This is a genomic window from Novosphingobium sp. ES2-1 (genome assembly GCF_015169775.1).
Classification (GTDB): Bacteria; Pseudomonadota; Alphaproteobacteria; order Sphingomonadales; family Sphingomonadaceae; genus Novosphingobium; species Novosphingobium subterraneum.
The window spans coordinates 583,056-607,530 of record NZ_CP063446.1; the positions used below are offsets into that span (position 1 = coordinate 583,056).

The window sequence follows — 24,475 nt, forward strand, 5'->3', positions numbered from 1 at the left end:
CTAACTTCGGCGCGATCGAATGCAAGGACCGAGGGGGAGTGATTCTGAATTTGGGCGCATGGGACGGTCCAGCACGATGGACGGTAGGCGCGCTATCGCTCCCCTGAAGTCACCGCACGATCCTGCCGGAATCGGACCGAGCGATCGGCACAAATCCAGGCGCGAACGCAGGCGGGGCCACCTCGCTCTTTCGGCCAACGAGGGGAGGAAACATGAAGTCCGACAACACCAGGTTCGCGCTACTGCTCGGCGCCAGTGCAATCGCGATGCAGCTGCCAGGTGCAGCCATGGCGGCCGAGCCGGCCGACGCCGCGCCGCAGGCGGCAGAGGAAGCGCCGAGCAACGAGATCATCGTTACCGCCACCCGCCAGTCGCAGAAGCTGCAGGACGTGGCGATGACGGTGAACGTGGCCACCGGCGAACAGCTCGAGAAGTTCAAGATCTTCGACGTCAAGGACGTGCAGCAACTCGCTCCTGGCCTGGAACTGACCAACGTCAGCGGCCGCAACAACACCACGACGCTGCGCGGCATTTCGTTCGACCCCGATCAGGGCACCTCGCCCGCCGTGCAGGTCTACCTCAACGAGATCCCGACCGACGCACAGACGGTCTACACCGCGATCTATGACGTGCAGCAGATCGAAGTGCTTCGCGGGCCCCAGGGGCTGCTGCGCGGCCTTTCGGCGCCGGCTGGCGCGATCACCATCGCCACGCGTCGCCCCAGCTTCGAAAAGCCCGAGGGCTACGCGCAGATCACCGGCACGACCCGTGCGGGCTACAACGCGCAGATGGGGGCCTCGCTGCCGTTCTCCGACACGTTCGCGATCCGCGTTGCCGCGCTGGTCGACGGCAACCGCCTCAACAACGTCTACAACGTGACCCGCAAGGAACGCTCGAAGAGCACCACCGAAAGCGCGCGCATCACGCTGGGCTGGAAGCCGACCGACAACTTCACCGGCTACCTGACCTATCAGTACCTCGAAGCCGACAACCGCCAGTTCCAGCAGGTCATCGGCGCGGGCAATACGCCCTACAGCCAGTATTTCACGATTCCGGTTCCGGGTGTGGGCGATCTTCCGGCGCTGCTCGCCGGTGTGTTCGTGCCCGATACGGCCGCGCGGTCGGGTCCGGCGCTGACCACGGACGATTATGCCTCGGTGCAGGATGGTGCCTTCCGCAACATCAACAAGTCGCACATCGTCAACCTCAACCTGGACTACGATCTCGGGCCCGCGACAATCGCCTTCGTGGGGGCGCACCAGTTCAGCAGGCTCGACATCCAGCGCGATCTTGATGTGACCAATGCGCTGCCAGGCTATGTGCAGTATTCCGATGTGGTGACGCCCTACAAGGTCGACACGGCCGAATTGCGCCTGACCTCGAACAACAGCGAAGGTCTCGGCTGGGGTCTTGGCGCGTTCTACACGAAGCAGACCGGCACGACGGTGGTCAACCAGGATGCATCGCAGTTCTGGTATGCGGTAAGCCCTAATGCGCAAGTCAACCTGCCATTCGCCGCGATCGGTTTGCCGATCCCCGGCTTCACGCCGTTCACGCTGCCCAACACACTGGGCATCGCAACGCGCGTCAACGTGCCGGTCAACAACCAGACCTGGTCGTTCAACGCCAACCTGCGCTACCGCTCCGGCCCGCTGTCGATCGAGGGTGGCGTGCGCTATTCGATCATCAAGAGCGTTCAGACCACACAACTGACGCTGAGCGGCGCCGTCAATAGCGGCCCGACCGAGATCATCCCGCCGGCCCTGCAGCGCAATACCAACAAGCCGGTGACGGGCGGCGTGAATATCTCCTACGAGATCACGCCGAACCTCAACGTGTTTGCCGCCTATGGCCACTCGTTGCGCGCCGGCAGCACGGGCGTTGCCGTGCCGGCCGGCATTTCCAACGACCTGATCCGCACTAACCCGGAAAAGAGCGATTCGTTCGAGGGCGGGATCAAGGGCACGATGTTCGATCGCCGCGTCAGCTATTCGCTTTCGGGCTATTACCAGAAGATCGACAACTTCCTGTCGCGCTTCACCGACATCTATTACAACGCTCCCGCGAACCAGCCGGCCACCGGGTTCTTTGACTTCAACTACAATGCCGATGCCACGATCAAGGGCGTCGAGGCCTCGTTCGACGGGCGCGTTTCGGACAACTGGGACCTGGGCGTGTCGGCCGCATACACAAAGGCGCGGTTCGACAATGCCCGCGTGCCGTGCACCGACTTTGCCGGCACCGGCGTCCCCAACCGCAACGGCACGCCAAAGGTTACCGGCACGGGCAATGTCAGCTATTGCGTGGCCAATGGTCGCCTCGCCGAAGTTCCGGACTTCAGCGTGACTGCCAACACCGAACTGCGCCTGCCGATGGGCTCGGTGACGCCGTTCGTGCGCGCCCTGTTCACCTATCGTCCGGGCTTTGATTCAGAGCGGGCGCAGTACACCTATCAGTCGCGCGAACTGCTCAACATGTTCCTGGGCGTGCGCACCGACGACGGCAAATGGGAGTTCGACGTGTTCGCCCGCAACCTGCTCGACCAGCGGCGCATCACCAACCGTGGCCTCGGCAACGGGACGGTGGATTCCCTGATTGCAGGCACCTTCAATTCCGGCTTCCGGCAGGTCAGCCTGACCAACCCGCGCGAATTCGGCGCCACGCTGAAGTTCAACTGGTAATTGCCTGTCGCGCTTGGCGAAATCTGCAGGGGCCGCTCGCAAGGCGGCCCCTGTGTCGTAGACGGGTGTGCGGCGTAGATGCGCTGCACTTTGGTGCAAATAGACAATTTCACCAGTGTTTTTGCGGCAAAGTTTTGTCTAGATGCTTTGCAAGGCGCAAAATGCGTATCATAAGATTCACATGGCTACGCACTAGGTTTCGAGGGGTATTAAATGTCGATATCAGCAGCCACGCTCGATCTCGTCGCGGCTCATGCCGAAGAAGGGCGCAAGGCGCGGCGCATTTCCGACAAGGTCGTGGAAGCACTGCGGCAAGAGGGCTTCTTCCGCCACTTTACTCCCGCCAGCCACGGCGGACGCGAAGGGACGCCGCAGGACTTCTTCCTCGACCAGATCGCCATTGCCGAACGCGACATGAGCACCGCCTGGGCGCTGGGGATCGTCGCGGTTCACAACTACCAGATCGCGATGATGGCCCCTGAGACACAGGCCGAGGTTTTCGCCGATGGCCCGGACGCCATGATCTCCAGCTCGTACAATCCGGTGGGCGCGAAAGTGCAGCGGACCGAAGGCGGCTTCCTGCTGTCGGGCCGTTGGGGCTGGTCGAGCGGGAGCCTGCACTGCAACTGGGTGCTGCTGGGCGGGATGGTGGCCGAAGAGGGCCATCGCACCTTCCTCGTGCCCGCCGGCGATTACCGCATCGACGATACCTGGCACACCATGGGCCTGCAGGGCACCGGCTCCAACGATATCGTGATCGACACACCGGTGTTCGTGCCCGAGCGCCGCAGCCACAAGCAGATGGACGGGTTCAATTCGGTCCACCATCAGGGCGGCGGCGTCTATGACCTGCCATGGGCGCAAGTGTTCATCCGTGTGGTCAACACCGCCGCGATCGGCGCAGTGCGCCATGCCATCGCGCTGTTCAGGGATCGCGTCGGCCTCAGCTCCACCGACATGACCAAGTCCGCCGCCGACCCTGATGTGCTGGAACGCATCGCCCGGGCCTCCAACCTTGCCGAGGAATGCCTGACGGTGATGGTCAGCAACTTCGAGGCGATGGAAAAGGCGGGCTGGAAGCCGACCATCGAGGACCGCGTCCGCTATCGTTATCAGGCCAGCCTCGTGGCGGATCGCTGCATCGAGGCGATGGACCTGCTGATGGACGTGGCCGGTGGCCGCTCGGTCTATCTCGGCAGCGATTTCCAGGATCTGTGGCATGACGTGCGCATGTCGCGCGCGCATGTTGCCAACAATCCGGTCGGCTTCGCGCGCAACTATGCCAGCGTGCTGATGGGCGCCGAGAACCGCGACTTCTTCCTGTAAGTCGCGGTTCTTGTCGGCGCAGCTGATCTATGTTGCGCCGATGCCGAGGTGGCGTTCGAAGAAGCGTGCCATCAGGTCGATTGCCTCGCGCGATTCCGGCAGAGCCACGCTGAACCAGAAGCCGTGCGGCATGGCCTCGAACACGTGAAGGTCGGCATCGCGCCCAGCCTTGCGCAAGGCACGGTGGAACATGGCCGCCGAACTCAGCACCGCATCGCGCGTACCGGTGACCAGCAGCGTCGGCGGGAAGTCCGAAAGGTCGCCCTTGATCGGGGCGAGCAGCGGATCGTTGCGGTCCGCCGCTCCAACAAAGACACCGCGTTCGCACAGCGGATCGTCCAGCTTTGCGCCGACGTGGCCGTAGAAGCCCGACAGCGTCAGGTAGTTGAAGGTATCGCCCAGCTGCGTCACGTCGCCGCCGGCGGTGAACACGCCGCAGGCAGCCGGTAGTGGAAGCCCCTCCTTCTTGAACCGCATGATCGCCATGGCCGTGAGGAAGCCGCCAGCCGAGGTGCCGAACAGGATCACGTCCCTTGCCGCATGCGTCTTCAGGGCATCGCGATAGACCGCCACGATGTCGTCAACAGCAGCGGGGAAGGGGTGCTCGGGCGCAAGACGATAATCGACGGCGATGACTTCGCACCCGGTTTCGGCAGCAATCGGGATGGCTTCCACCAGCGAGCCCGAACCCATGACGAAGCCGCCACCGTGCAGGTTGATCAGAAGCTTGCCAGCATGGCGCACGCCGTCCCTGGGCGCAATGCGATGGCAGCGCACGCCGTCGATCGCGGTCTCCTCGACCGTGCAGGGATAGGCTTCCAACGCCTGCTGGTTCAGCCATTCGAACATCGGCGCCAAAGGTTCGCGCATCAGCCACATCGGCACCGGGTGCGCGTCCTCGGGCATCTGCTGGTTGGGATCGAAGCGCAGATAGGCCTTGGCCTCCTCGCTGATCGTATCGGGCACGTCGAGCTGGATCCGGCCCAGATCCACGACCCCGTTTTCAACATCATAGCTGCGCATCAGGCTTGTTCCTTCCGGCCTTTCGGCTTGTCATTGCGTAACATATGCGCGAAGAGGCTACGATAATCAATGATAGTGAGTGCTGATTCACTTTCCTTGCGGAATGTCTGAGGGGCCGGCTCGCAAGGCCAGTCACGACATCGCGCAGCGCGAACGGGAGAACGATACGATGACCGCAATTTCCGGCTTCACGAAGCTGATCTGCCGTGATGAAGAGGCGATGGCCTCTTACTACATGGCGGTCTACGGCTACGGCATTGTCCAGAGGGTGGCTGGCTCAAGCGATGGCGAGCCGTTCCGCGAAGTGATCCTCGCTCCGGGGGGTGACTGGACCAAGGGCTCGCTGGTCATGTTCAACTTTACCGAGCGCGCTGCTCCCCGCGACCAGCAGGTCATCCTCGGCTTCGTGGTCGAGGATCTCGACGCACTTGTCGAAAAGATCACGGCGAACGGCGGCAAGCTGGTCGGCCCCATTCGCGAGGAGGCTGATCACGGCGTGCGCGTGGTATTCTCGACCGATCCCGAAGGCGCGCTGTGCGAAAACGTGCAGATGCTGGCCCATTGATCCGCAGCGGAGAGTAAGTTCATGGCCTTGGACAAGGACGTATTTGCAGGCGGCGTGGCCGTCGTAACTGGTGCCGGTTCCGGCATTGGCGCAGGACTCGCCCGTCGCGCCGGCGCGCTCGGCATGACCGTGGTGGTGACCGACATCAACGAGGCCGCCGCCGCTGAAACTGTTGCCGCGATCAAGGCGGCTGGCGGGAGGGCTGAAGCAGAAAAGGTCGACGTGTCGATTCCCGAAGAGCTCGATCGCATGGCCGAACTGGTGTTCGCCCGGCATGGCGAAGTGCGCCTGCTGATCAACAACGCGGGTATCGAGACCGTCGGCTACACCTGGGAAGTGCCCACGGCGCGCTGGGAAGCTGCGCTGAACATCAACCTCCATGGGGTGATCCACGGCGTGCGCGCCTTCGTCCCGCGTATCATCGCCAGCGGCCAGGAAGCTTGGATCGGCAACCTTTCCTCCGTTGGCGCCTTCGGACAGATGCCCGCGCAGACCGCCTATATCGTCACCAAGCACGCGGTGCAGGCGTTCAGCGAATGCCTCTATCTCGAGATGGAATTGAAGAAGCTGCCGATCCACGTATCGGCGATCATCCCCGGCATGATGCGCACCAACATCTTCAATGCGGAAGGCGGCGAGGGGGAACCGGCCAACGCCAGCGGCCACCGCCGCGCGATGTTCGAGATGATGCGCGACTACGGCATGGACCTCGACGAGGGCTGCCGCCTGTTCCTCGAACAGATGGCAGAAAACAGGTTCTGGGTGCACAGCCAGCCCGAGATGAGCGAGCAGGCCCTTGGCGGGCGCATCCGTTTCATGCAGGAGCAGAGCCCGCCAGTCATGCCGGACATCGCCCGCCAGATCGCGGCGGATTGAGAGGCACGGCAGCGGCGCGCCTTTCGGCGCGCTGCTCTTCCGGCAGACTTCAGCTTGTGCGCGGGGTTTCCACCGCGGCGTTGCGGCAGGCCCATTCGAGCAGAGCCGAATAATCCTTCTTCGCGAATTCCGGCATCGCGCGGGCTCCGCCATAGACGGCGTGAGCGGCCGCGCCGACCGGCAGGCCCATGCGGTATTCCGCCGCAGCCGTCATCGCCAGGGTCATGTCCTTGAAGGCAAGGTCGATGGTGAAGCCGGGGGTGGTATCGCCCTTCAGCACCTTGTTGACCATCAGCGTGTGCAACTGGCCGTTCTGCGCCGTTGTGCTGCCGGTGACCTTCAGGATCGTCTCGATATCGAGGCCAAGACGCGTGCCGAGCGCGACGGCTTCGGCGCTGACTTCGGCGATGGTCAGCAGCAGGAAGTTGTTCACCAGCTTCATCCGGCTGCCCATGCCCTGCCCGCCGCAGCGCATGATGTCCTTGCCCATGGCATTGAGCAGCGGCTCGACGCGGGCGAAGTCCTCGTCGCTCGCGCCCACCATGAACAGCGATTCCCCGCGCTCGGCATGGAGCACGAGGCGGCCGATCGGGCTGTCGACGAAGGCCACGCCCTTTTCGGCACAGGCCCTGGCGACGCGGTCGGTGCCGTTGGCATCGATGGTCGACATGTCGATCAGCAGCGTGCCGGGCTTCATCTGAGCCAGTGCGCCATCGGGGCCGAGCACCACGGCCTCCACATGGGGCGTCGCGGGCAGGCAGGTGATCACCACCTCGACATCCCTCGCGGCTTCGGCCACAGAGCCCGCCTTGCGCCCGCCCAATGCCACGATCTCGTCGGCGCGGGTCGGGTCGATGTCATAGGCGATGACGTCAAAACCCTTGCGCACCAGATGCATGGCCAGTGGCAGGCCCATCGCGCCAAGGCCGATGTATGCAACAGTCGTCATATCTCTCTCCGACAGCGCTCAGACGGCGCCGTGATTGATGTAGCTGGTCTTGCTCTCGGTGAAGAATTCCGCGGCCGTGGAGCCGGTCTCGCGCGCGCCGTAGCCAGAGGGCGAACGCCCGCCGAGCGGCACGTGGTATTCGAGGCCCGCCGTCGGCGCGTTTACCATGACCATGCCGGCCTTCGACGCCTTGCGGAAGCGTTCCGCACTCTTGAGGCTGGTCGTGGCGATGCCGGATGACAGCTTGTATTCGCAGGCATTGGCAGCGTGGATCGCCTCGTCGAGGTCCTCGACCTTGATCACCGAAGCAATCGGCCCGAAGGATTCGTGCTGGTTGCAGCGCCATTCGGCCCTGGTGCCGGTCAGCAGCGTCGGGGCCATGTAGAGGCCCCGCGTGCGCGCTTCCACGGCACCGCCACCTGCGGCAAGCTCCGCGCCTTCGGCCTGCGCATCGATCACGAACTGCAGGTTCTCGTTGAACTGCTGAACGTTGGCGACCGGGCCGATCTGGGTCTCGGGATCGAGCGCGTGGCCGACGCGGTAACTGCCCGCCACCTTGGCCATGCGCTCGACAAAGACATCGTGGATGCCTCGCGTCACGATCAGGCGCTCGGTCCCGGTGCAGCGCTGCCCGGTCTGGATCCAGGCGCCGTTGCTGGCGATTTCCACCGCGAGATCGAGGTCGGCATCATCGAGCACGACCAGCGCATTCTTGCCGCCGAGTTCGAGCTGACACTTGGTCATCGTCTCGGCGGCGCGGGTCAGCACGGCGCGGCCCGTCGCGGTGCCGCCGGTGAAGGTCAGGCCATCGGCCTCGTCGATCATCACGTTGCCGGTAGCGCGGCCATCACCCATGACGAGGTTGAACACGCCCGCCGGAACGCCCGCGTCTTCGATGATCTGCGCCAGCATCACCGCGCAGCCGGGTACGAAGCTGCTGGGCTTGAGCACCACCGCATTGCCATAGGCGAGCGCGCCTGCGATCTTCCATGAAGGGAGCGCGATCGGGAAGTTCCACGGGGTGATCGCGGCGATGACGCCTAGCGGTTCGCGCGTGACCAGCACGTTGAAGCCATCGCGCATCGAATTGTACCATTCGCCCTGCGCGCGGATCACGTCGCCGGCCGCGGCCTGGAAGCACTGTGCGGCGCGCAGGGCCTCGCCTATGCCTTCGGGCAGGGTCTTGCCTTCCTCGCGGCTGAGCAGCTTGCCGATCTCGGGCGCGCGCGCCTTCAGCAGTTCGGCAATGCGGTAGAGGATATCGGCCCGCGCCTGCATGTTGAACGCGGCCCATGCCGGTTGCGCCCGGCGCGCCGCCGCCATGGCCTCGCGCACTTCGGCCTCGCCAACCTTGGTATAGCTGCCCACGGACTCATCAAGGTCGGACGGATTCTGCGTGGTGAACGGCGTTGCGCCGTCCACCCAGCGACCGTCGATGTAGTTTGCACCCTGCATCACAATGTCTCCGCAATCACGCCAGCCGCCAGCAGGCGTTCGATCTCGTCCTTGTCGAGCCCCAGTCTTTCGCTGAGCACGGCGACGGTATCTTCGCCCGAGCGTGGCGGGGCGTGGCGATATGTTGCGGGCGAGGCCGAAAGCCGGGCCGGGAAGCCAAGCACCTTGACCGGCGTCCCGTCGGATCGCGCCATTTCGTGCACCAGGCCGCGCGCTTCGATCTGCGGGTGGTCGAGCACTTCGGGAATCTCGTTCACCTTGCCGCCGGGCAGCCCCGCCGCTTCCATCGCCGCGATCAGTTCAGCCGATTTCCACCGGGCGATGGCCGGGCGCAATTGCGCGAGCAGGGCATCGCGGTTGACGCTACGGCCCGCGCTGATCGCAAAGCGCTCGTCGTCAGCGAGGTCAGGCAGGCCGATCAGCGCGGTGAAGGCGCGGAACTGCCGATCATTGCCGAGTGCGACGAGCACGCTGCCGTCCGAACAGGCAAAGTCCTGATAGGGCACGGTATTGGGGTGCTGGTTGCCCATGCGGCGCGGCACCATGCCGCCGTTCATCCAGTTCGACGCCTGATTGGCGAGCAGCGCCACTTGCGTATCGAGCAGGGCAAGGTCGATCCGCTGGCCCTCGCCGGTGGCATGGCGGTGGTTCAATGCCGCCAGCACCGAAATTGCGGCGTAGAGCCCGGTCGTCAGGTCACTGATCGGGATGCCGACCTTCATCGGCCCGCCGCCCGGCTCGCCATCGGGCAGGCCGGTCACGCTCATCAGGCCGCTCATGCCCTGGACGAGGAAGTCGTATCCCCCGTTGTTGCGCAAGGGGCCGGTCTGGCCGAAGCCGGTGATCGAAAGGTAGATCAGGTCCGGCTTGACCTCGCGCAGGGACTCATAATCGAGCCCGTACTTGGCAAGGCCGCCGACGCGGAAGTTCTCGATCACCACGTCGGCCCGCACGGCAAACCGGCGGATCAGTTCGGCGCCTGCAGGCTCGGCCATGTCGATCGCGACCGAGCGCTTGTTGCGGTTGGCGCAGAGATAATAGGCGGCATCGCGGCTGCCGTCGTCAAGGAACGGTGGCCCCCACTTGCGCGTGTCGTCGCCCTGTCCCGGCTGTTCGACCTTGATCACGTCGGCGCCAAGGTCGCCCAGAACCTGTGAACACCACGGCCCTGCCAGCACGCGCGAAAGATCGAGGACGGTAATCCCGGCAAGCGGGCCGGCAACCTGCGGTTCGCTCACTCGCCCTTCAACTCCGGCTTGCGCTTTTCGAGGAAGGCACTGACTGCCTCGTGGTGGTCATGGGTGTGATGGGCCAGCGCCTGGTAAGCGGCCGAAAGCTCGAGCAGCGGGGCCAGCTTCATGTCCTGCCCTTCGCGCAGCAGGCGCTTGGCCATGCGGGTGGCATGGCCGGGGTTGGCGGCGATCGAGTGGGCGACTTCGAGGGCACGCGGCAGGAGCCGGTCAGGCGCCACGACTTCGCTGACCAGGCCGTACTCCAGTGCCTTGGCGGCGTCGATGGTGTCGCCGGTCAGCGTCATCAGGCTGGCGCGGGCCATGCCGATCACGCGTGGCAGCAGCCACGCCCCGCCATCTCCCGGCACGATGCCGAGCTTTACGAAGCTTTCCGCGAACAGAGCCTTGTCCGAAGCGATGCGGATATCGGTCATGCAGGCGAGGTCGAGGCCCGCCCCGATCGCCGGGCCGTTGACAGCGGCAACGACCGGCACTTCCAGATCGTAAAGCGCCGTCGGGATCAACTGGATGCCGGTGCGATACTGGTTGCGGATCGAGAAGGGCGATCCGCCGAACATGCCGGTTTTCTCGGCCATGTGCTTGACATTGCCGCCTGCGCAGAAGGCCTTGCCCGCCCCGGTCAGCACTACCGCACGCACCGAAGGATCGCGGGTCACGTCTGCACAGAACTGGGCGATCTCCTCGCTGTGCGCGGTTTCCGAAATGGCGTTGCGGGTGTCCGGGCGATTGAGCGTGGCGATGACGACAGGGCCATCGCGTTCGACCAGCAGGAAGGGGGTTTCGGACATCGCGCGCTCTCCATGGGCTTTTGGTTGGCTGAAACAGCTAGGCTACCCCGTCCTTTCGGGCTAATATTGAATTTTCCACATTCGATAGTGAGTATGTATCGTGGACTTGCGCCAGCTGCGCTATTTCAACGCCCTTGCCGAAACGCTGAACTTCCATCGCGCGGCAGAGCGCCTGCACATCTCGCAGCCACCGCTGACGGTCGCCATTCGCAAGCTTGAGGAAGACCTCGGCGTCGCCCTGTTCGAGCGCGATCCGCGTGGCGTGCGCTTGACGACGGCAGGCCTTGCCGCGGTTGCCCCGGCGCGCGAGGCTCTGGCGGCGGCCGAGAAAGTGCGGGAGGCCGTGCGCCAGGGCGCGGCGGGCCTGCGTGGCCGTCTGTCGATCGGCTTCATCGGCTCGGCCATCGGAGAATTGCTGCCGCGCATCGTCTCCCCCTTTCGCCACGCCTACCCGGAGGTCGAGCTCGCGCTGGAGGAGATGAACAGCGTCGAGATCGTCCGGGCCATTGCTGCGCGCCGCCTGGACGTGGGGCTGGTGCGCCTGCCGGTGATGGACTCCGCGCCCGTGGCTATCGACGTGATCGAGACCGATGAGCTGGTTGCGGTGCTGCCTGCCAGCGACGTGCTGGCGCGGCGCAAGACACTTGATCTTGGCGCCTTGGCTGATCGCAGCTTCATCATCTACAGCCCGGTCAGCGTGCTCCATGCCACGATCCGGCTCGCCTGCCATCGTGCCGGGTTCACCCCGCGCGTCGCGCAGGAGGCGGTGCAGGTGCAGACCATCCTCAGCCTTGTCGAAGCCGGGCTTGGCGTGGCGCTGATCCCCGGCCGCAGCGCGCGCTTTGCCGGGGAGGGGGTGCGCATCGTCACCCTGTCAGACCCGGTGCCGATCGCGATGGGCATTGCGCGGGCCGACGAGCCATCTGTGCTGGCACGGAATTTCGTGCGCACTGCCCTGGCCTGTGAGAACGCCTGATATGCAATCACTATCGAACCCGGCAAAATAAATATTTGATGCAGAGTGCCTCCGGGCGCATCGCTTTGCCCTTGAGAGCGGCGCCATGATGCGCCGCCCGGGACAGGAGCCGCCTTTCCGTGTTCGATACCCTGACGCTTGCCCAGTTGCCACCCGAAGACGAAGCGCTGCGGCCTGCCATCCGCACCTTCATTGAACAGCACATTGCCGGCATCCCGATGGATCGCCGCGCGCGGTCGTGGCAGGGCTTCAGCGCGGAATTCAGCCGCGCACTGGGGGAGGCGGGTTTCCTCGGCCTCACGCTGCCCAAGGAATACGGTGGCCACGGCAAGGGCCCATTTGCGCGCTTCGTGGTGGTCGAGGAATTGCTCTGCGCCGGAGCACCGGTCGCCGCGCACTGGATCGCCGACCGGCAGAGCGCGCCACTGCTCCTGAACTTCGGCACCGAGGCGCAGCGCCGCAAGCACATTCCCGCGATCTGCCGGGGCGAACAGCTGTTCTGCATCGGCATGAGCGAGCCGGGCTCGGGCTCGGACCTTGCCAGCGTGCGCACGCGGGCCGAGCGCAGCGACAATCGCAGCGGCGGGGGCTGGGTGGTCAACGGCCAGAAGATCTGGACCACCAATGCCATGCATTCGGACTACATGATCGCGCTGGTCCGCACTTCCGGCACTTCGGCGGACCGGCAGGCGGGACTATCGCAATTGATCATCGACCTGAAGGCGCCCGGCGTCATGGTACGGCCCATCGTCGATCTTACGGGCGATGCGCACTTTGCCGAAGTGTTCTTCGAAAACGTCGAACTCGGCGAGGATGCGCTGGTGGGGGCAGAGGGTGAGGGCTGGAAGCAGGTCTTCGCCGAACTGGCGTTCGAACGCTCCGGGCCGGAACGCATCTATTCCAGCGCCGTGCTTTTGGATGCGTGGATACGGCACCTGCAGGCGGTGGGCCGCAGCGATTGCGCCGCGCTGGTCGGGCGGCTGACTGCCGAGCTTGCCACGCTGCGCGCCATGTCGATTGCCTGCACGGCGCGATTGGTGGCGGGGGAAAGCCCGGTGGTCGAAGCGAGCATCGTCAAGGATCGCGGCACTGGCTTCGAACAGGAATTGCCGGTGGTGATCGGCGACGATCTCGCCGCGAACCCGGATGAGGCGGTGAGCGAGGAGCTGTATCGCACGCTGCTCTACGTCACGCACATCGCGCCGAGCTTCAGCCTGCGCGGCGGCACGCGCGAGATCCTGCGCGGGATCATCGCGCGCGGCATGGGCCTGCGGTGAGGGGAGAGAAACAGATGGACATCAACGAACTGCTCGAACCTTTCGTCCGCATGCTCGATGCGGCAGCGAGCCCGGCAGTGGTCCGTGCCATCGAACACGGTGGCTCTGCCGACGCTCTGTGGAGAGAGATCGCAGGGTCAGGCTTCCTCGATGCGCTGGTTGCCGATGAACACGGCGGCGCGGGCCTGACTCTTGCCGATATCGAACCGCTGATCGAGGCGCTTGGGGCCCGCGCCGTGCCACTGCCCGTGGCCGAAACCATGGTCGCCCGCGCGCTGTTGGCCAAAAGCGGGATTGCTGCGCCCGATGGGTCGGTTGTGCTTGTCACCTCGCTGGCGCAGCCGGTGCCGTGCGGACTGGTGGCGCAAGCGGCGCTGGTCGATTGCGGTGATGCGCTGGTGCTGTGCGACATGGCGCAGCTTTCGCCCGCGCCGACCGGCGTTACCAATTCATTGGCTGCACGCATTTCCGGCAAGCCCGAAGGCAGGAGTCTGCCCCGCCCTGCATCCGGCCTGCGCGCCATTGCCGCCGTGCTGCGCGCTGCGCTGATCGCCGGTGCCGCCGCCCGCCTGTGCGACGTGACCACCGCCTATGCATCCGAGCGGGTGCAGTTCGGCAAGCCGATCGGCCGCCAGCAGTCGCTGCAGCAGATGCTGGCGCTGATGGCCGAGGACATGATCGCCTGCCGCATCGCCGCGCAGCTTGGCGCTTCGCATGGTCTGAACGTGCCGCTCGCCGCCGCGGCGACGGCCAAGATCGCCACCTCGTCGGCCGCCCCGCGCATCGCTGCCACTGCTCATGCGGTTCACGGCGCCATTGGCATCAGCGAGGAATACGACCTCCAGCTCCTCACCCGCCGCCTGCACGAATGGCGCCTCGCAGATGGTTCGGAGGGCTACTGGTCGCAAGTGCTGGGGCAAAGCCGACTCGCGTCGACCGTGACAAGCGTGGACTGGATCAGGCAAAGCGTCTTCGCCTGATCCACCTCAGAGCCTGCCCGAAAACCGGTTCGGCCCCGCCACAGCGCTGGCCTTGCGGCCGCCGGGCAGCACGACCTCACCCTCCACGCCGCCGGGAAGCTCTACATCGAGCCGGAACCTGCCGCCCTTGGCCGTCCAGTCGGTGCGGATCGTGCCGCGCACGCTGTGGTAGGTCGCGCCGCCAGTGCCCAGCACTTCGCTCATGATCGGCGCAATGCGGACCTTGCCGAAGCCGGGCGTCGCAGGCGCGATGCCGGCGATGCGGCGAAACAGGAAATCGCCGATTGCGCCGAAGGCATAATGATTGCGGCTGTTCATGCTGGCATCGCCCTGGTCGCTGTTCCAGCGTTCCCACATGCTCGTCGCGCCCTGCTCCACCATATAGCCCCATGACGGATAGCTGCGCTGGGTGAGCAGGGTGATCGCAGTTGCCTCCTGCCCGGCCATGACCAGCGCATCGAGGATGTGCGGCGTGCCGAGGAAGCCGGTGGACAGGTGGTTGCCGCGCCGCGCAATGTCCGCCGCCAGCGCCGCGCCCGCTGCGCGCATGGCTTCGGGCGAAAGCAGGCCGAAGCGGATCGCCACGACGTTGCCGGTCTGGCTGCCATTACCAACCTTCCCTTCGACGACGAAGGCGGTGTTGAATGCGCTGCGGATCGCCTCGAACAGGCTGCGATACTTTGCGGCAGCCTCTGCGTTGCCGATCGCCCCGGCCATCGCCGCCATCATCGTCGCATCCTGCGCCCAATAGGCGGTGGAGAGCAGGTCCCTGGGCGTGGTCGCCGCGCCCGGGTTGGCCGTCGGCGCATCGACCGAGAGCCAGTCGCCATAGTCCGCGCCGCGCTGCTTGCGCCAGACATGGTCAGGGTTGGCCGCCTCGATCCACGCCATGTAGGCTTCCATCGCCTGCCAGTTGGCGCGGATCACGCCGGTATCGCCGTTCTGCATCCACGAGGTGTGCGGCAGGATCACGCCGGCATCGGCCCAGCCCGGCGAGGACAGCTTCATCGTCGGCACGAACGGCGGGATGCAGTCGGGGAAGGCGCCCTTGGCGCTTTGCGAGACGCGCGCGTCCTCCATCACGCGGGCGGTGAAGGCGGCAACGTCCATGTTCCACGCGGCGGCTGGCCAGAACACGGCGGCATCGCCCATCCAGCCCAGCCGCTCGTCGCGCTGCGGGCAGTCGGTCGGCAGGCCATAGAAGTTGGCCTTCTGGCTCCACACCGAATTGCGCCAGAACTGCTGGATCACCGGATCGCCGACGCGCAACTCGGCGGTCAGTGGCAGGTCCTGATGCGCCACCAGACCTTCAAGGTTCCACGCCGTCTGATCATCGGGCACACCCATGATCTCGACATGGCGATAGCCGTGATAGGTAAAGCGCGGCTCATAGACCTCGCGCCCGCGCCCGGCGGCAATGTAGATGTCGCGCGCCTTGGCAGTGCGCAGGTTGGCCTGGTCGATCGTGCCGTCGGCCTTGAGGATCTCGGCAAAGCGCATCTCGATGCGCGTGCCGGCAGGGGCACTCACGGTCAGGCGCGGGAAGCCGGCAAAGTTCTGTCCGTAGTCGAGCTGATAATGCCCAGGCCCCAGGCGCTTGACGCTCTTCGGTTGCAGCGTCTCGCGAATGCGGATCGGCGGGCAGCGCTGTGGTTGAACCGGGATCGCGGGAGCAGCCACCACACTGGCCGGACGCCACCCTGCAGTAGCGCCGCCGACGCCAGCCCAGCCGGGCTGTTCACCCCGCGCATCGTGGATCTCTCCATCGTACAGCGAATGTTCGAGCACGGCCGAGTCTGCGATCTCCCAGCCATCGCCACTGCCGATCACGGTGCGCGAACCGTCGTCATGCTCGATCTCGAGCTGGCACAGCATGCGGCATGGCGCAGGCCCGAAGGCAAAGCGGGCCGAAGTGCTGAAGCGCGAACCGTACCAGCCATCGCCGACCACCATGCCCAGCATGTTGGCACCGGGCTTGAGCAGCGCGGTGACGTCATAAGTCTGGTAAAGCACCCGCTTCGAAGGATCGGTAAATTCGGGTGCCAGCTTGCGGTCGGCCAAGGGCGCGCCGTTGATCCATGGCTGGTAGATGCCCAGTGCCGCGGCATGGAGGCGCGCGGCGCGGATTGGCCTGTCGATGGTGAAGCCATGGCGCAGGCGGCTGGCAGGCGTGAGCGGCCAGGGCTCGCCAATGGGGAGGCTGCCCTTCGCGCGTTCGGCTGCGGGCCATGCCGTGTCATCGAACGCGGGCAGATGCCAGCCGGGGGGCGCCGCCACCACGGTTTTCCAGCCAGGACTGGCCGAAGTCATCCGCTGGATCAATCCCTCGCCATGGCGCAGCAAGGCCGCCGCCACGCAAGGCGGCTGGCCAAAGCTGCCGACGCGCCGCCCTTCGATGGCGATGACATTTCGGCCCTTCTTCAGGATGATCGGCCAGACTGCCATCTCGGTGTGACGCGCTGGGCCATCGCGCGGCGCGGGCGCGGGTTCGCCATTGATCCACACGCCGGTCAATTCGTGCAGCGTGGCGCAGAATTCTGCCGCACCGCCGGGATGGTCAAAGGTCCAGCGGAAGGCGCGGGTCTGGCCCACGTTCTGCTTGTCCGGCCCTGAAAGCCAGTGCAGCCCGGCTTCGCGATCGGCCTTGGCGACCAGCGTTTCGCTGGCGATCCATTTGGCCTGCCAGTCTGCCGGGGCAAGGCCGGTTTCCCACATTGCGGGCTTGCTGCGCAGCGGCGTGCGGCTGCCCCTGGTCCAGCTTTCCACCTGCCACCACACCCGGCTGCGCGAGGGCAGGGCCGGCCCGCCATAGGCGATGTCGACCGCCGAAGTGCCTGCCACGCGCCCGCTGTCCCAGACCAGGTTGCGGCCAGCAGCGAGGTCGTCCGGACTGCGCGCCACGCTGATCCGGTAAGCGACCTGGCCTGCCCGTTCCGCGCCGCCCAGCTTCCACGAAAACCTCGGTGGTGCATCGCCCAGCGCCAGCGGGCTTTCCAGACCGCACACACGCAGGCCTTCGACCTGTGCCGGTTCAGCTGCGGCTAGCGCCCGCAGCGGGAGCGCGGTTGCGCCGCCGCCGGCAATGCCCAAGGCAATGGCTTCGCGCCGGTTGACCTTCATCGTCTTTCTCCCGGTATCTTTGCTCTTGGCATCAGGGCTTGATCGTCTGCGCGGCCAGTGAAACCTGCGTGGCCAGCACCGGGTCACCGGCAGAGCGGGCCACCTCGATCTTCACTCTGCCCGGCTTCACAACCCAGCGCTGGCGGGCCACGTCAAAACTGGCGAGCAGGCGCGGGTCGGCCGTGATCGTCACTGTCCGGCATTCCCCCGGCTTCAGCACCGGCTTGTCCCACCCGATCAGGCGCCGCGCCTTGCCGGGCAGCGTGACATAGACCTGTGGCACGTCGGGCCCTTCGCGCGCGCCGGAATTGGTAACGGTGAAGCTGACGCTGACCGTGCGCCCGCCCTTGGCCCTGAGCGCCGAATAGCGGAACGTCGTGTAGGACAGGCCGTGGCCGAACGCGAACAGCGGCTTCTCGCCCTTGCGGTCGAACCAGCGATAGCCGGCGTCGGCGCCCTCGGGATAAGTGATCGTGAACGGCGGGCTGTTGGTCTGCAGCCCATAGGTGGCCTTGTCCTCCTTGGACGGCGGCGGAAGGTCCGATCCGGGCAGGACGGAATTGGGCAACTGGTCCACACTTACCGGGAAGGTCACCGGCAGGCGACCCGAGGGATTGGTCTTGCCCGCAAGAATTTCGGCAATCGCATCGCCGCCGCGCTGGCCGGGATACCACGCGGCGAGCACCGCCGGCACCTTGGCCAGCCAGGGCATCGTCACCGGGTTGCCGGTCTCCAGCACCACCACCGTGCGCGGATTGGCGCTGGCCACGGCATCGATCAGCGCATCCTGCCGGCCATCGAGCGCCAGGTCAGGCTGGTCCTCGGCTTCGGTCGCGAACTTCGTGGCGAAGACCACGGCGACATCGGCGGCCTGGGCCGCGTCTGCTGCCACTTTCGCATCGCTGCCGTCAACGAACGTCACTTGCGCCTTGCCAAATGTGCGGCGCAGCGCCTCAAGCGGCGGCGTGCCGCCCCACGCACGGCGGGCGAAGGTGGCGGCAGGCCCGCTCTCGATCTTCTCCACCGCGCGGAACCCGCCGACCGGCACGACCTGGCTCGATCCCCCGCCCGATGGCACGCCAAGATCGGCCTTGCCGCCGATCACCACAATGGAGCGGACCGAAGCCGCCAGCGGCAGGATGCCGCCCTCGTTGCGCAGCAGCACCGTGCCTTCGCGTGCGGCCTGCAGCGCAACTTCCCCATTGCGGGCATAATCGATGGCCCTGGGCGCGATCACGGTCTTGTCCACGCCCTTGGCATAGATCGCCCAGAGGATGCGCTTGGCCGCCGTGTCGACTGCCGGGATCGGAATGCTGCCGTCAGCCAGCTTCGGCTTCAGTTCGGTGGAGAACCAGCGCTTGCGGTCAAGCATCTCGCCCGATTGCTGATCGAGCCCGGCCAGCAGCGCCTCGGCCGAATGGACCGCGCCCCAGTCCGACATGACATAGCCCTTGAAGCCCCAGTCACGCCGCAGCACGTCGGTCAGCAGGAAGCGGTTTTCGCAGGCATATGTGCCGCCAACCTTGTTGTACGAGCACATGACCGAGCCCGGATTGCCGCGCTCCATGCCGATCTGGAAGGCCAGCAGGTCGCTCTCGCGCATGGCCGCCTCGTCCATCTCGACCGAGGCCGACGAGCGCCCGATCTCCTGGTTGTTGAGCGCGAAGTGCTTGATCGTGGCGATGATGCCGTTCGCCTGCACGCCCTCGATCTGCGCCCCGGCCAGCACGCCGCCGAGCAGCGGATCTTCGCCAAGATACTCGAAATTGCGCCCGGCTCGCGGGTCACGCACCAGATTGACGCCGCCTGCCAGCATCACGTTGAAGCCCTTGGCCACGGCTTCCGATCCGATCATCCGCCCGCCCTCGCGCACCAGCGCCGGGTTCCAGGTGGAGGCGAGCGACAGGCCGGAAGGCAGGGCCGTGGCAACATCGCCCTTGCGCATGTCCATGATGTTGGAAACACCAAGGCTGGCGTCCGTGGCATACTGGGGCGGGATGCCCAGGCGCTCGATCCCGGCAATGACGCCTGCGCCAACCGGCATGCCCGGCGCGCGCTTGGGCACGGGAATGAACAGCGGCATCGTGCCGTGAAGCAGCTGGATCTTCTCCTCTAGCGTCATCTGCGAAAGCGCCTGCTCGGCGCGCGCCTCGGCGGTATCCCGGGAAGCTTGCACAGGGTTGGCCTGTGACTGGACACAGCCGAGTGCAAGCATTGCAGCAGAGCAGGACAGGCGCGCGGCAGGCTTCATTTCAGGGTCCTCAGGTGATCCGGCGGGGCATCACCCGCCCCGTGCTTTCAGGCCGGCAGACTTCACGAAGCTCGCCTTCGAGTCAAGTAATAGATCACGCTGGTTCGATTATGCGACACCGCTTGCGCGGGCTCTGCTGCTGTGGAACAAGGCACCGCGATGGACGCCAGCCCCAAGAAAACCCGCGGTCCCGCAGCAAGGAAGGCTACGCCCGCGCCGCATCAACCGGTGCGCGGCCGGCCGACGGCTGATCAGGTCACCTCGATCGATCGCGCCATTGTCGACACCGCGCGCACGATGTTCCTTGTCCACGGGTTCGATGCTGTCGGCATGAAGCAGGTGGCCGAAACCGCGCGCGTTTCCAAGGGCACGCTCTATGCCCGCTATCCCTCGAAGGAAGCGCTGTTCAAGGCGGTCATCGAACAGTCGATCGCTGACTGGTCGGCGGAAGCCTCGTTGCAGGACGCATCGCTTACCGACAATATCGAACAGCGCCTGCGCCATCACGCCAAGATCATTGCCACATGGCTGGGAAGGCCGGACGTTCTTGCCCTGCAGCGTCTCCTGCTGTCGGTCCAGGAACGCTTTCCCGAGCTTTCCGAAGTCATGCAGCGGCGGGGCAACGATTACATCGTCGGCCTGATCGCCCGCGACATCGAGGAAGCGGCTGCGCGTGACAGGCGCAACCTGCGCGATGCTCATGCCGTGGCGCGTCTGCTGGTCGCCGCAATCAGCGGGGCTCAACTGCAGAGCGGACTGGCGGCCAGGGACGAGGACCTGCAAGTCTTCGCACAACGCGCGGTCGATCTGATCCTTTGGGGCACCAGCGCCTGGTAGGCTTGATATTCGAACACCCGTGTGCATTAATGCTCGGGCGAACGACTCGCATGTCGTCTTCTGAGAGGATGCCCATGATCCGCACTGCCCTTATCGTCGCCTTGGCCGCTGCCGCGCTTTCCGCCTCGGCCAGCGCTGCCGAACCGGCCAGGCCCGAAGCTGCCGCGCCTGCCGCCAAGCCCAAGTACAGCACCGCCGAAACCGACATCGGCACCCTGCTCGATGATCCCGCTGCCAAGGCGATCATCGACAAGTACATCCCCGGCATGACCAGCAACGAGCAGATCGAAATGGCCCGCTCGATGACGCTGAAGGCCGTGCAGACCTACGCGCCCGACGACGTCACCGACGAACGCCTTGCCCAGATTGACGCCGATCTCGCCAAGCTGAAGTAAGCGTCCGGCCGACTGGGGCAGGACAAACGAAGGGCCGCGATCGCAATGAACGCGGCCCTTTCCTGTGTTTGCCGCCCGGCTCAGGCTGCCATGCCATAAGGCGCATCGACCGGCGCTTCGGCGGGATACTCTGCCGGACCGCCGTAGTCGTAGGCAGCATTCAGTGCGGCGATGAACACCGGATCGTTCAGCGGATCGCTCGGCGTTGCGATCTCGATGCCGCGCGAACGGACGTCCTTGATCAGCCTGTCGATCGCCTGCTCGTGGGTCAGGTTGTCGCTGCCGTCCATGTTCTTCTTGAGTTCGGCATAGTCGCTGAACACTTCGGCCGACCAGTGGACGAGGAACCGCAGGTCGTCGGTGTGATAGCGCTCGATCACCTGCTCGCCCGTCTTCACCAGCCAGCCATCGCGGTCAGCCGGATCGCCGGTGAACACGCTGTCGAAGCCTAGGCCCTCGGGCCGCCGCCGCTCGACGGGTCCGTTCGCCTCGCCCCGGTGCACCAGCATCTCGTTCTGCACGACGACGGCGCGGTTGTAGATCGGCGATTGCACCCGCGCGGGCTTGCCCAGCGGCCCGTTGGGCCAATAGGTAAAGCCGCTTTCCGGATCATGGCTGAACCAGGTGATCACCTGCGCCATCTTGATCAGGTAATCCTGGAACAAGCCGGACCGGCCCATGATCGAGCACAGCCAGGTGGGCGAATTCTCGTGCCGCACGCCGCGAAAGCTTGGGGAATCGAGGTGGCCGGGGTCGGTGTTGCCGCAAGGCCCGTTGACATTGAACAGCATCATCTGCGGCTTGGCGTACTGCGCGCCCCAGTAGGATTTGGCGTGGTTCAGGAACGCCTCGTTGTAGAAGACATCATGCAGTTCGGGGTAAAGCGGCGTGGAATAGTTGGCGAGGTAACCCCGGAACGTCGGCGTCAGGAACATGTCGAGCGTGGGGGTAAAGCCCTCGGGGAAACCGCCGGCGAACGTCGCGATCAGCGATTCCACGGTGGGGAAGTGCTGGGCGATGATCAGCTTCCACGGCCCCTGATCGTGGACCACATCCAGCATCAGCCGCTTCTGCGCTTCCGTGAACGGATTGCTGATCTCGCGCGGGGGCGAGGCGGGCTTGAGAATGTCGGAAAGGTACTGCCTGCGGGCTTCATCGAGCATCACTGTCTCCTGTCTGGGATTCGCGCCTTCATGGCTTTCCCGACAGAAGTTATAGATCGATAACTTTTTTGGCAAGCGACTTCAGGCGAACTCCGCTATGGAGGGGCGATGGATGGAAACTCCGATATTCACGCGCCCGCAGCATCCGGCGCTCTCACCAAGGGGCAGCGCACCGCCAACCGCATTCTCGATGCTGCCGAGGAATTGTTTGCGCAGCACGGCCATGGCGCCACCTCCTTGCGCGACATCGCCGCCAAGGTCGGTCTGCAGCAGCCGGGCCTCTACAAGCATTTCACCGGCAAGGACGAACTCTACCGACAGGTCTATGAGCGCGCGCTCAAGCCGATGACCGATCTGATGGACGAAGTGCTGGCGCGCCCCGATGCCGACTTCGCCGACCTGACCGATCGCATGACCGATCTGCTGGCGCAGCATCCCAACATCGCCCGGCTCCTGATCCGCGCCGCGATTTCGTCCGACAGCGAGCCGGACCCGATCGGACTCGACTGGCTGGCACGGATGGTCGGCTATGGCCGCAAAATGAACGAGAAGGCGGGCCAGCCCTCATCGGATGACAGCCTCGCGATGCAGATCGTGGCGATCTTCAACATGCTGTTCGGCTTCTTCTGGGCCTCGCCCCTGATTGAAAGCTTGTCCGGGCGGCAGGCAACCGATCCTGAAGCCATGGCCATCCAGAAGGGACTGCTGCGCACGTTCATTGCCAGCTTCTCTGGCGCTGCCGGCGAGACCCCTCGGTCCTGAACCGGGCCGTTGCGGCAGGTTAGGGGCGCTCCGCCAGCACTTCTCCTGCGCGCGCCTTCTGCATGCCGCGCACCACTTGGCCGGGCCGCAGTGCGGTCGGCTGGTCATCACGGCGGATCACCTGCCCGCTGACCACGGTGGCGCGATAGCCGCTCGCCGCCTGATCAAGCCTGCGCCCGCCGCCCGGCAGATCGTGGCGTACTACCGGCGCGTGCAGGGTCAGCCGGTCGATGTCGATCACATTGAGATCGGCCTTGTAGCCGGTGCGCAGCAGGCCGCGGTCCTCAAGGCCGACGACCCGCGCCGGGCGCGACGACAGCATCTTCACCGCCTCGGCCAGACCCATGCGTTCGCCGTCGCGGTCGCGCACCCACCAGGTCAGCACGAAGGTGGGGTAGCTGGCATCGCAGATCGCCGAATAGTGCGCGCCGCCATCGCCAAGGCCGGTCACGGTATCCTCGCGCCGCATCAGGCCGAGCAGCGCATCGAGCCTGCCTTCGTGGAAGTTGCCCAGCGTGTTGAGGATCATGCCGGTGCCATCGCGCACCATCAGCACGTCGTAGGCCACTTCCTCGGGCGTGCGCCCCTGCGCGCGGGCCAGGGCGCCGATGCTGTTGCTAACCGATGGTTCGTACTGCGGGGGATCACCGAACGGGAACATCCAGTCCCAGATGCGGGTGAGCATGGCCAGCGGGTGGCCCTCCTGCGGCATCTCGCCGATCAGTTGCGCCCGGAATGCCGGATCGCGCAGGCGCGGCAGCTGCTGTTCGAGCGGGAGGTTGGCGAGCGGCTGATAGGACGGGCACAGGCAGAACGGATGGGTCGAAAGCGCCCAGCCGGAGACCATGCCGATCGGGCGCGGCAGGACCTGCGGCCAGATCTCCAGCCCTTCGGCCCGCGCCTGATCGACCAACGTCAGCGCGTCTTCCCAGTTGCGGCGGCCATGGTTGACGAGGCCGAGCGTGAAGGTGGACGGGCGGCCCGAAGCGCGGGTGACGGCGATCAGCCGCGCCATCTCGCTTTCCCAAGTCTCGAACGGCGCATCGAGCACGGCCTGGAACACGCCCGTACCTGCCTCGGCCAGCGCGCCGGTGATGGCGATGAGTTCGTGCGTGTCTGCGCCGAAGGTCGGGATCAGGTCGCCCGCCTTGGTGCGGTGGATGTTCAGCCGCGAGGTGGCAAAGCCGATGGCCCCGGCGTCCATCGCCTCGCGCGCTATCGTCCGCATCCGGGCGAGATCATCTTCGGTCGCGGCCTCGCGGGCGATGGCCCGTTCGCCCATGACCCACACGCGCAATGGGCTGTGCGGAAGGAGGCAGGCGACGTCGATGTCGCGCGGACGGCGGGCGAGCGCGTCGAGGTATTCGGGGAATGTCTCCCAGTCCCAGGGCAGGCCTTCGGCCATGACCACGTCGGGAATGTCCTCGACGCCCTCCATCAGCCGGATCAGCGCTTCATGGTCCGCCTTTCGGCATGGCGCAAAGCCGACCCCGCAATTGCCCAGCACCGCCGTGGTCACGCCATGCGATGAACTGGGCGAAAGCGTATCGGACCAGATCGCCTGCCCGTCGTAATGGGTGTGGATATCGACGAAGCCGGGGGTGACGATGTGTCCCGAAGCGTCGATTGTTTCGCTGGCGGTGCCGGTGAAAGTGCCGCCGACGTGGACGATGGCATCACCGCGCACGGCGACGTCGCCGACATGCGGCTCCGCGCCGCTGCCATCGACGATCAGGCCGCCCTTTATCAGCAAGTCTGCCTGCGTGGTCATGCACTCTCTCCTCGTGTTTCCCCGGGG

Annotated in this window: 19 protein-coding genes; 10 read left to right on the forward strand and 9 right to left on the reverse strand. The window is 65.6% G+C overall.

From position 1 onward, the window contains the following. Positions 1-212 precede the first annotated feature (212 nt). Together IM701_RS17950 and IM701_RS17955 are read left to right on the forward strand one after the other, a co-directional pair. Positions 213-2,681: a TonB-dependent receptor gene (locus IM701_RS17950; protein ID WP_193828641.1), complete on the forward strand. Its 2,469-nt coding sequence runs from the start codon at positions 213-215 to the stop codon at positions 2,679-2,681. Positions 2,682-2,894: 213 nt separating this feature from the next. Continuing rightward, positions 2,895-4,007, forward strand: coding sequence for a flavin-dependent monooxygenase (locus IM701_RS17955; protein ID WP_193828642.1), 1,113 nt, complete (start codon positions 2,895-2,897; stop codon positions 4,005-4,007). A gap of 27 nt (positions 4,008-4,034) precedes the next feature. Here IM701_RS17955 and IM701_RS17960 read toward each other — a convergent pair whose 3' ends face one another. After that, a complete protein-coding gene (locus tag IM701_RS17960; protein WP_193828643.1) occupies positions 4,035-5,030 on the reverse strand; it encodes an alpha/beta hydrolase in 996 nt (331 codons plus the stop codon). Between the two features lie 169 nt (positions 5,031-5,199). On the opposite strand from IM701_RS17960, the gene IM701_RS17965 reads away from it, so the two are divergent. Both IM701_RS17965 and IM701_RS17970 read left to right on the forward strand, forming a co-directional pair. Beyond that, complete coding sequence (locus IM701_RS17965) at positions 5,200-5,595, forward strand: VOC family protein (RefSeq protein ID WP_193828644.1); 396 nt, start codon at positions 5,200-5,202, stop codon at positions 5,593-5,595. 21 nt (positions 5,596-5,616) lie between these two features. Continuing rightward, positions 5,617-6,471 carry an SDR family NAD(P)-dependent oxidoreductase gene (locus IM701_RS17970; RefSeq protein ID WP_193828645.1) on the forward strand — a complete coding sequence of 285 codons (855 nt, stop codon included), beginning with the start codon at positions 5,617-5,619 and terminating at the stop codon, positions 6,469-6,471. 49 nt (positions 6,472-6,520) lie between these two features. Here the strand turns inward: IM701_RS17970 and IM701_RS17975 are convergent, their stop codons facing one another. The 4 genes from IM701_RS17975 to IM701_RS17990 are packed head-to-tail and all read right to left on the reverse strand — an operon-like array spanning position 6,521 to position 10,916. Further along, complete coding sequence (locus tag IM701_RS17975) at positions 6,521-7,420, reverse strand: NAD(P)-dependent oxidoreductase (protein ID WP_193828646.1); 900 nt, start codon at positions 7,418-7,420, stop codon at positions 6,521-6,523. A gap of 18 nt (positions 7,421-7,438) precedes the next feature. Next, the gene (locus tag IM701_RS17980) at positions 7,439-8,875 is read right to left on the reverse strand and encodes an aldehyde dehydrogenase family protein (RefSeq protein ID WP_193828647.1); all 1,437 of its coding nucleotides are present in this window, start codon (positions 8,873-8,875) and stop codon (positions 7,439-7,441) included. Continuing rightward, entirely contained in the window at positions 8,875-10,113 is a 1,239-nt protein-coding gene (locus IM701_RS17985; protein ID WP_193828648.1) for a CaiB/BaiF CoA-transferase family protein, read from the reverse strand. Before IM701_RS17985 ends, IM701_RS17980 begins: the two co-directional genes overlap by 1 nt. Then, positions 10,110-10,916: a crotonase/enoyl-CoA hydratase family protein gene (locus tag IM701_RS17990; RefSeq protein ID WP_193828649.1), complete on the reverse strand. Its 807-nt coding sequence runs from the start codon at positions 10,914-10,916 to the stop codon at positions 10,110-10,112. The genes IM701_RS17985 and IM701_RS17990 overlap by 4 nt, the downstream gene beginning before the upstream one ends. A gap of 100 nt (positions 10,917-11,016) precedes the next feature. Between IM701_RS17990 and IM701_RS17995 the strand changes: the two genes are divergently transcribed. The 3 genes from IM701_RS17995 to IM701_RS18005 all read left to right on the forward strand — a co-directional run bounded on the left by IM701_RS17995 (position 11,017) and on the right by IM701_RS18005 (position 14,149). Then, a complete protein-coding gene (locus IM701_RS17995) occupies positions 11,017-11,892 on the forward strand; it encodes a LysR family transcriptional regulator (RefSeq protein ID WP_039334498.1) in 876 nt (291 codons plus the stop codon). Positions 11,893-12,011: 119 nt separating this feature from the next. Then, positions 12,012-13,169, forward strand: a complete 1,158-nt coding sequence (locus IM701_RS18000; protein WP_193828650.1) for an acyl-CoA dehydrogenase family protein — start codon at positions 12,012-12,014, stop codon at positions 13,167-13,169. A 14-nt stretch (positions 13,170-13,183) separates the two neighbouring features. Further along, positions 13,184-14,149 carry an acyl-CoA dehydrogenase family protein gene (locus IM701_RS18005; protein ID WP_193828651.1) on the forward strand — a complete coding sequence of 322 codons (966 nt, stop codon included), beginning with the start codon at positions 13,184-13,186 and terminating at the stop codon, positions 14,147-14,149. Between the two features lie 6 nt (positions 14,150-14,155). Here IM701_RS18005 and IM701_RS18010 read toward each other — a convergent pair whose 3' ends face one another. Together IM701_RS18010 and IM701_RS18015 are read right to left on the reverse strand one after the other, a co-directional pair. After that, positions 14,156-17,269 (reverse strand): alpha-L-rhamnosidase, encoded by a 3,114-nt coding sequence (locus IM701_RS18010; protein ID WP_193828652.1) that lies wholly within the window; start codon positions 17,267-17,269, stop codon positions 14,156-14,158. Between the two features lie 31 nt (positions 17,270-17,300). Continuing rightward, a complete protein-coding gene (locus tag IM701_RS18015; protein WP_230487906.1) occupies positions 17,301-19,520 on the reverse strand; it encodes a glycoside hydrolase family 3 C-terminal domain-containing protein in 2,220 nt (739 codons plus the stop codon). 159 nt (positions 19,521-19,679) lie between these two features. On the opposite strand from IM701_RS18015, the gene IM701_RS18020 reads away from it, so the two are divergent. Together IM701_RS18020 and IM701_RS18025 are read left to right on the forward strand one after the other, a co-directional pair. Further along, positions 19,680-20,357, forward strand: coding sequence for a TetR/AcrR family transcriptional regulator (locus tag IM701_RS18020; protein WP_193828653.1), 678 nt, complete (start codon positions 19,680-19,682; stop codon positions 20,355-20,357). A 74-nt stretch (positions 20,358-20,431) separates the two neighbouring features. Further along, entirely contained in the window at positions 20,432-20,752 is a 321-nt protein-coding gene (locus IM701_RS18025; protein ID WP_369820994.1) for a hypothetical protein, read from the forward strand. 80 nt (positions 20,753-20,832) lie between these two features. Here the strand turns inward: IM701_RS18025 and IM701_RS18030 are convergent, their stop codons facing one another. Next, positions 20,833-21,915 carry a hypothetical protein gene (locus IM701_RS18030; RefSeq protein ID WP_062343325.1) on the reverse strand — a complete coding sequence of 361 codons (1,083 nt, stop codon included), beginning with the start codon at positions 21,913-21,915 and terminating at the stop codon, positions 20,833-20,835. Between the two features lie 108 nt (positions 21,916-22,023). On the opposite strand from IM701_RS18030, the gene IM701_RS22175 reads away from it, so the two are divergent. Continuing rightward, positions 22,024-22,677: a TetR/AcrR family transcriptional regulator gene (locus tag IM701_RS22175; protein ID WP_193828654.1), complete on the forward strand. Its 654-nt coding sequence runs from the start codon at positions 22,024-22,026 to the stop codon at positions 22,675-22,677. A gap of 19 nt (positions 22,678-22,696) precedes the next feature. Here IM701_RS22175 and IM701_RS18040 read toward each other — a convergent pair whose 3' ends face one another. Beyond that, a complete protein-coding gene (locus IM701_RS18040; RefSeq protein WP_193828655.1) occupies positions 22,697-24,448 on the reverse strand; it encodes an amidohydrolase family protein in 1,752 nt (583 codons plus the stop codon). Positions 24,449-24,475 lie beyond the last annotated feature (27 nt).

Excerpts from the sequence above, each read along its gene's own strand:
- IM701_RS17950 (WP_193828641.1), top strand. The coding sequence starts at position 213 with ATGAAGTCCGACAACACCAGGTTCGCGCTACTGCTCGGCGCCAGTGCA.
- IM701_RS17955 (WP_193828642.1), top strand. The coding sequence starts at position 2,895 with ATGTCGATATCAGCAGCCACGCTCGATCTCGTCGCGGCTCATGCCGAA.
- IM701_RS17960 (WP_193828643.1), bottom strand. The coding sequence starts at position 5,030 with ATGCGCAGCTATGATGTTGAAAACGGGGTCGTGGATCTGGGCCGGATC.
- IM701_RS17965 (WP_193828644.1), top strand. The coding sequence starts at position 5,200 with ATGACCGCAATTTCCGGCTTCACGAAGCTGATCTGCCGTGATGAAGAG.
- IM701_RS17970 (WP_193828645.1), top strand. The coding sequence starts at position 5,617 with ATGGCCTTGGACAAGGACGTATTTGCAGGCGGCGTGGCCGTCGTAACT.
- IM701_RS17975 (WP_193828646.1), bottom strand. The coding sequence starts at position 7,420 with ATGACGACTGTTGCATACATCGGCCTTGGCGCGATGGGCCTGCCACTG.
- IM701_RS17980 (WP_193828647.1), bottom strand. The coding sequence starts at position 8,875 with ATGCAGGGTGCAAACTACATCGACGGTCGCTGGGTGGACGGCGCAACG.
- IM701_RS17990 (WP_193828649.1), bottom strand. The coding sequence starts at position 10,916 with ATGTCCGAAACCCCCTTCCTGCTGGTCGAACGCGATGGCCCTGTCGTC.
- IM701_RS18005 (WP_193828651.1), top strand. The coding sequence starts at position 13,184 with ATGGACATCAACGAACTGCTCGAACCTTTCGTCCGCATGCTCGATGCG.
- IM701_RS18010 (WP_193828652.1), bottom strand. The coding sequence starts at position 17,269 with ATGAAGGTCAACCGGCGCGAAGCCATTGCCTTGGGCATTGCCGGCGGC.
- IM701_RS18015 (WP_230487906.1), bottom strand. The coding sequence starts at position 19,520 with ATGAAGCCTGCCGCGCGCCTGTCCTGCTCTGCTGCAATGCTTGCACTC.
- IM701_RS18020 (WP_193828653.1), top strand. The coding sequence starts at position 19,680 with ATGGACGCCAGCCCCAAGAAAACCCGCGGTCCCGCAGCAAGGAAGGCT.
- IM701_RS18025 (WP_369820994.1), top strand. The coding sequence starts at position 20,432 with ATGATCCGCACTGCCCTTATCGTCGCCTTGGCCGCTGCCGCGCTTTCC.
- IM701_RS18030 (WP_062343325.1), bottom strand. The coding sequence starts at position 21,915 with ATGCTCGATGAAGCCCGCAGGCAGTACCTTTCCGACATTCTCAAGCCC.
- IM701_RS22175 (WP_193828654.1), top strand. The coding sequence starts at position 22,024 with ATGGATGGAAACTCCGATATTCACGCGCCCGCAGCATCCGGCGCTCTC.
- IM701_RS18040 (WP_193828655.1), bottom strand. The coding sequence starts at position 24,448 with ATGACCACGCAGGCAGACTTGCTGATAAAGGGCGGCCTGATCGTCGAT.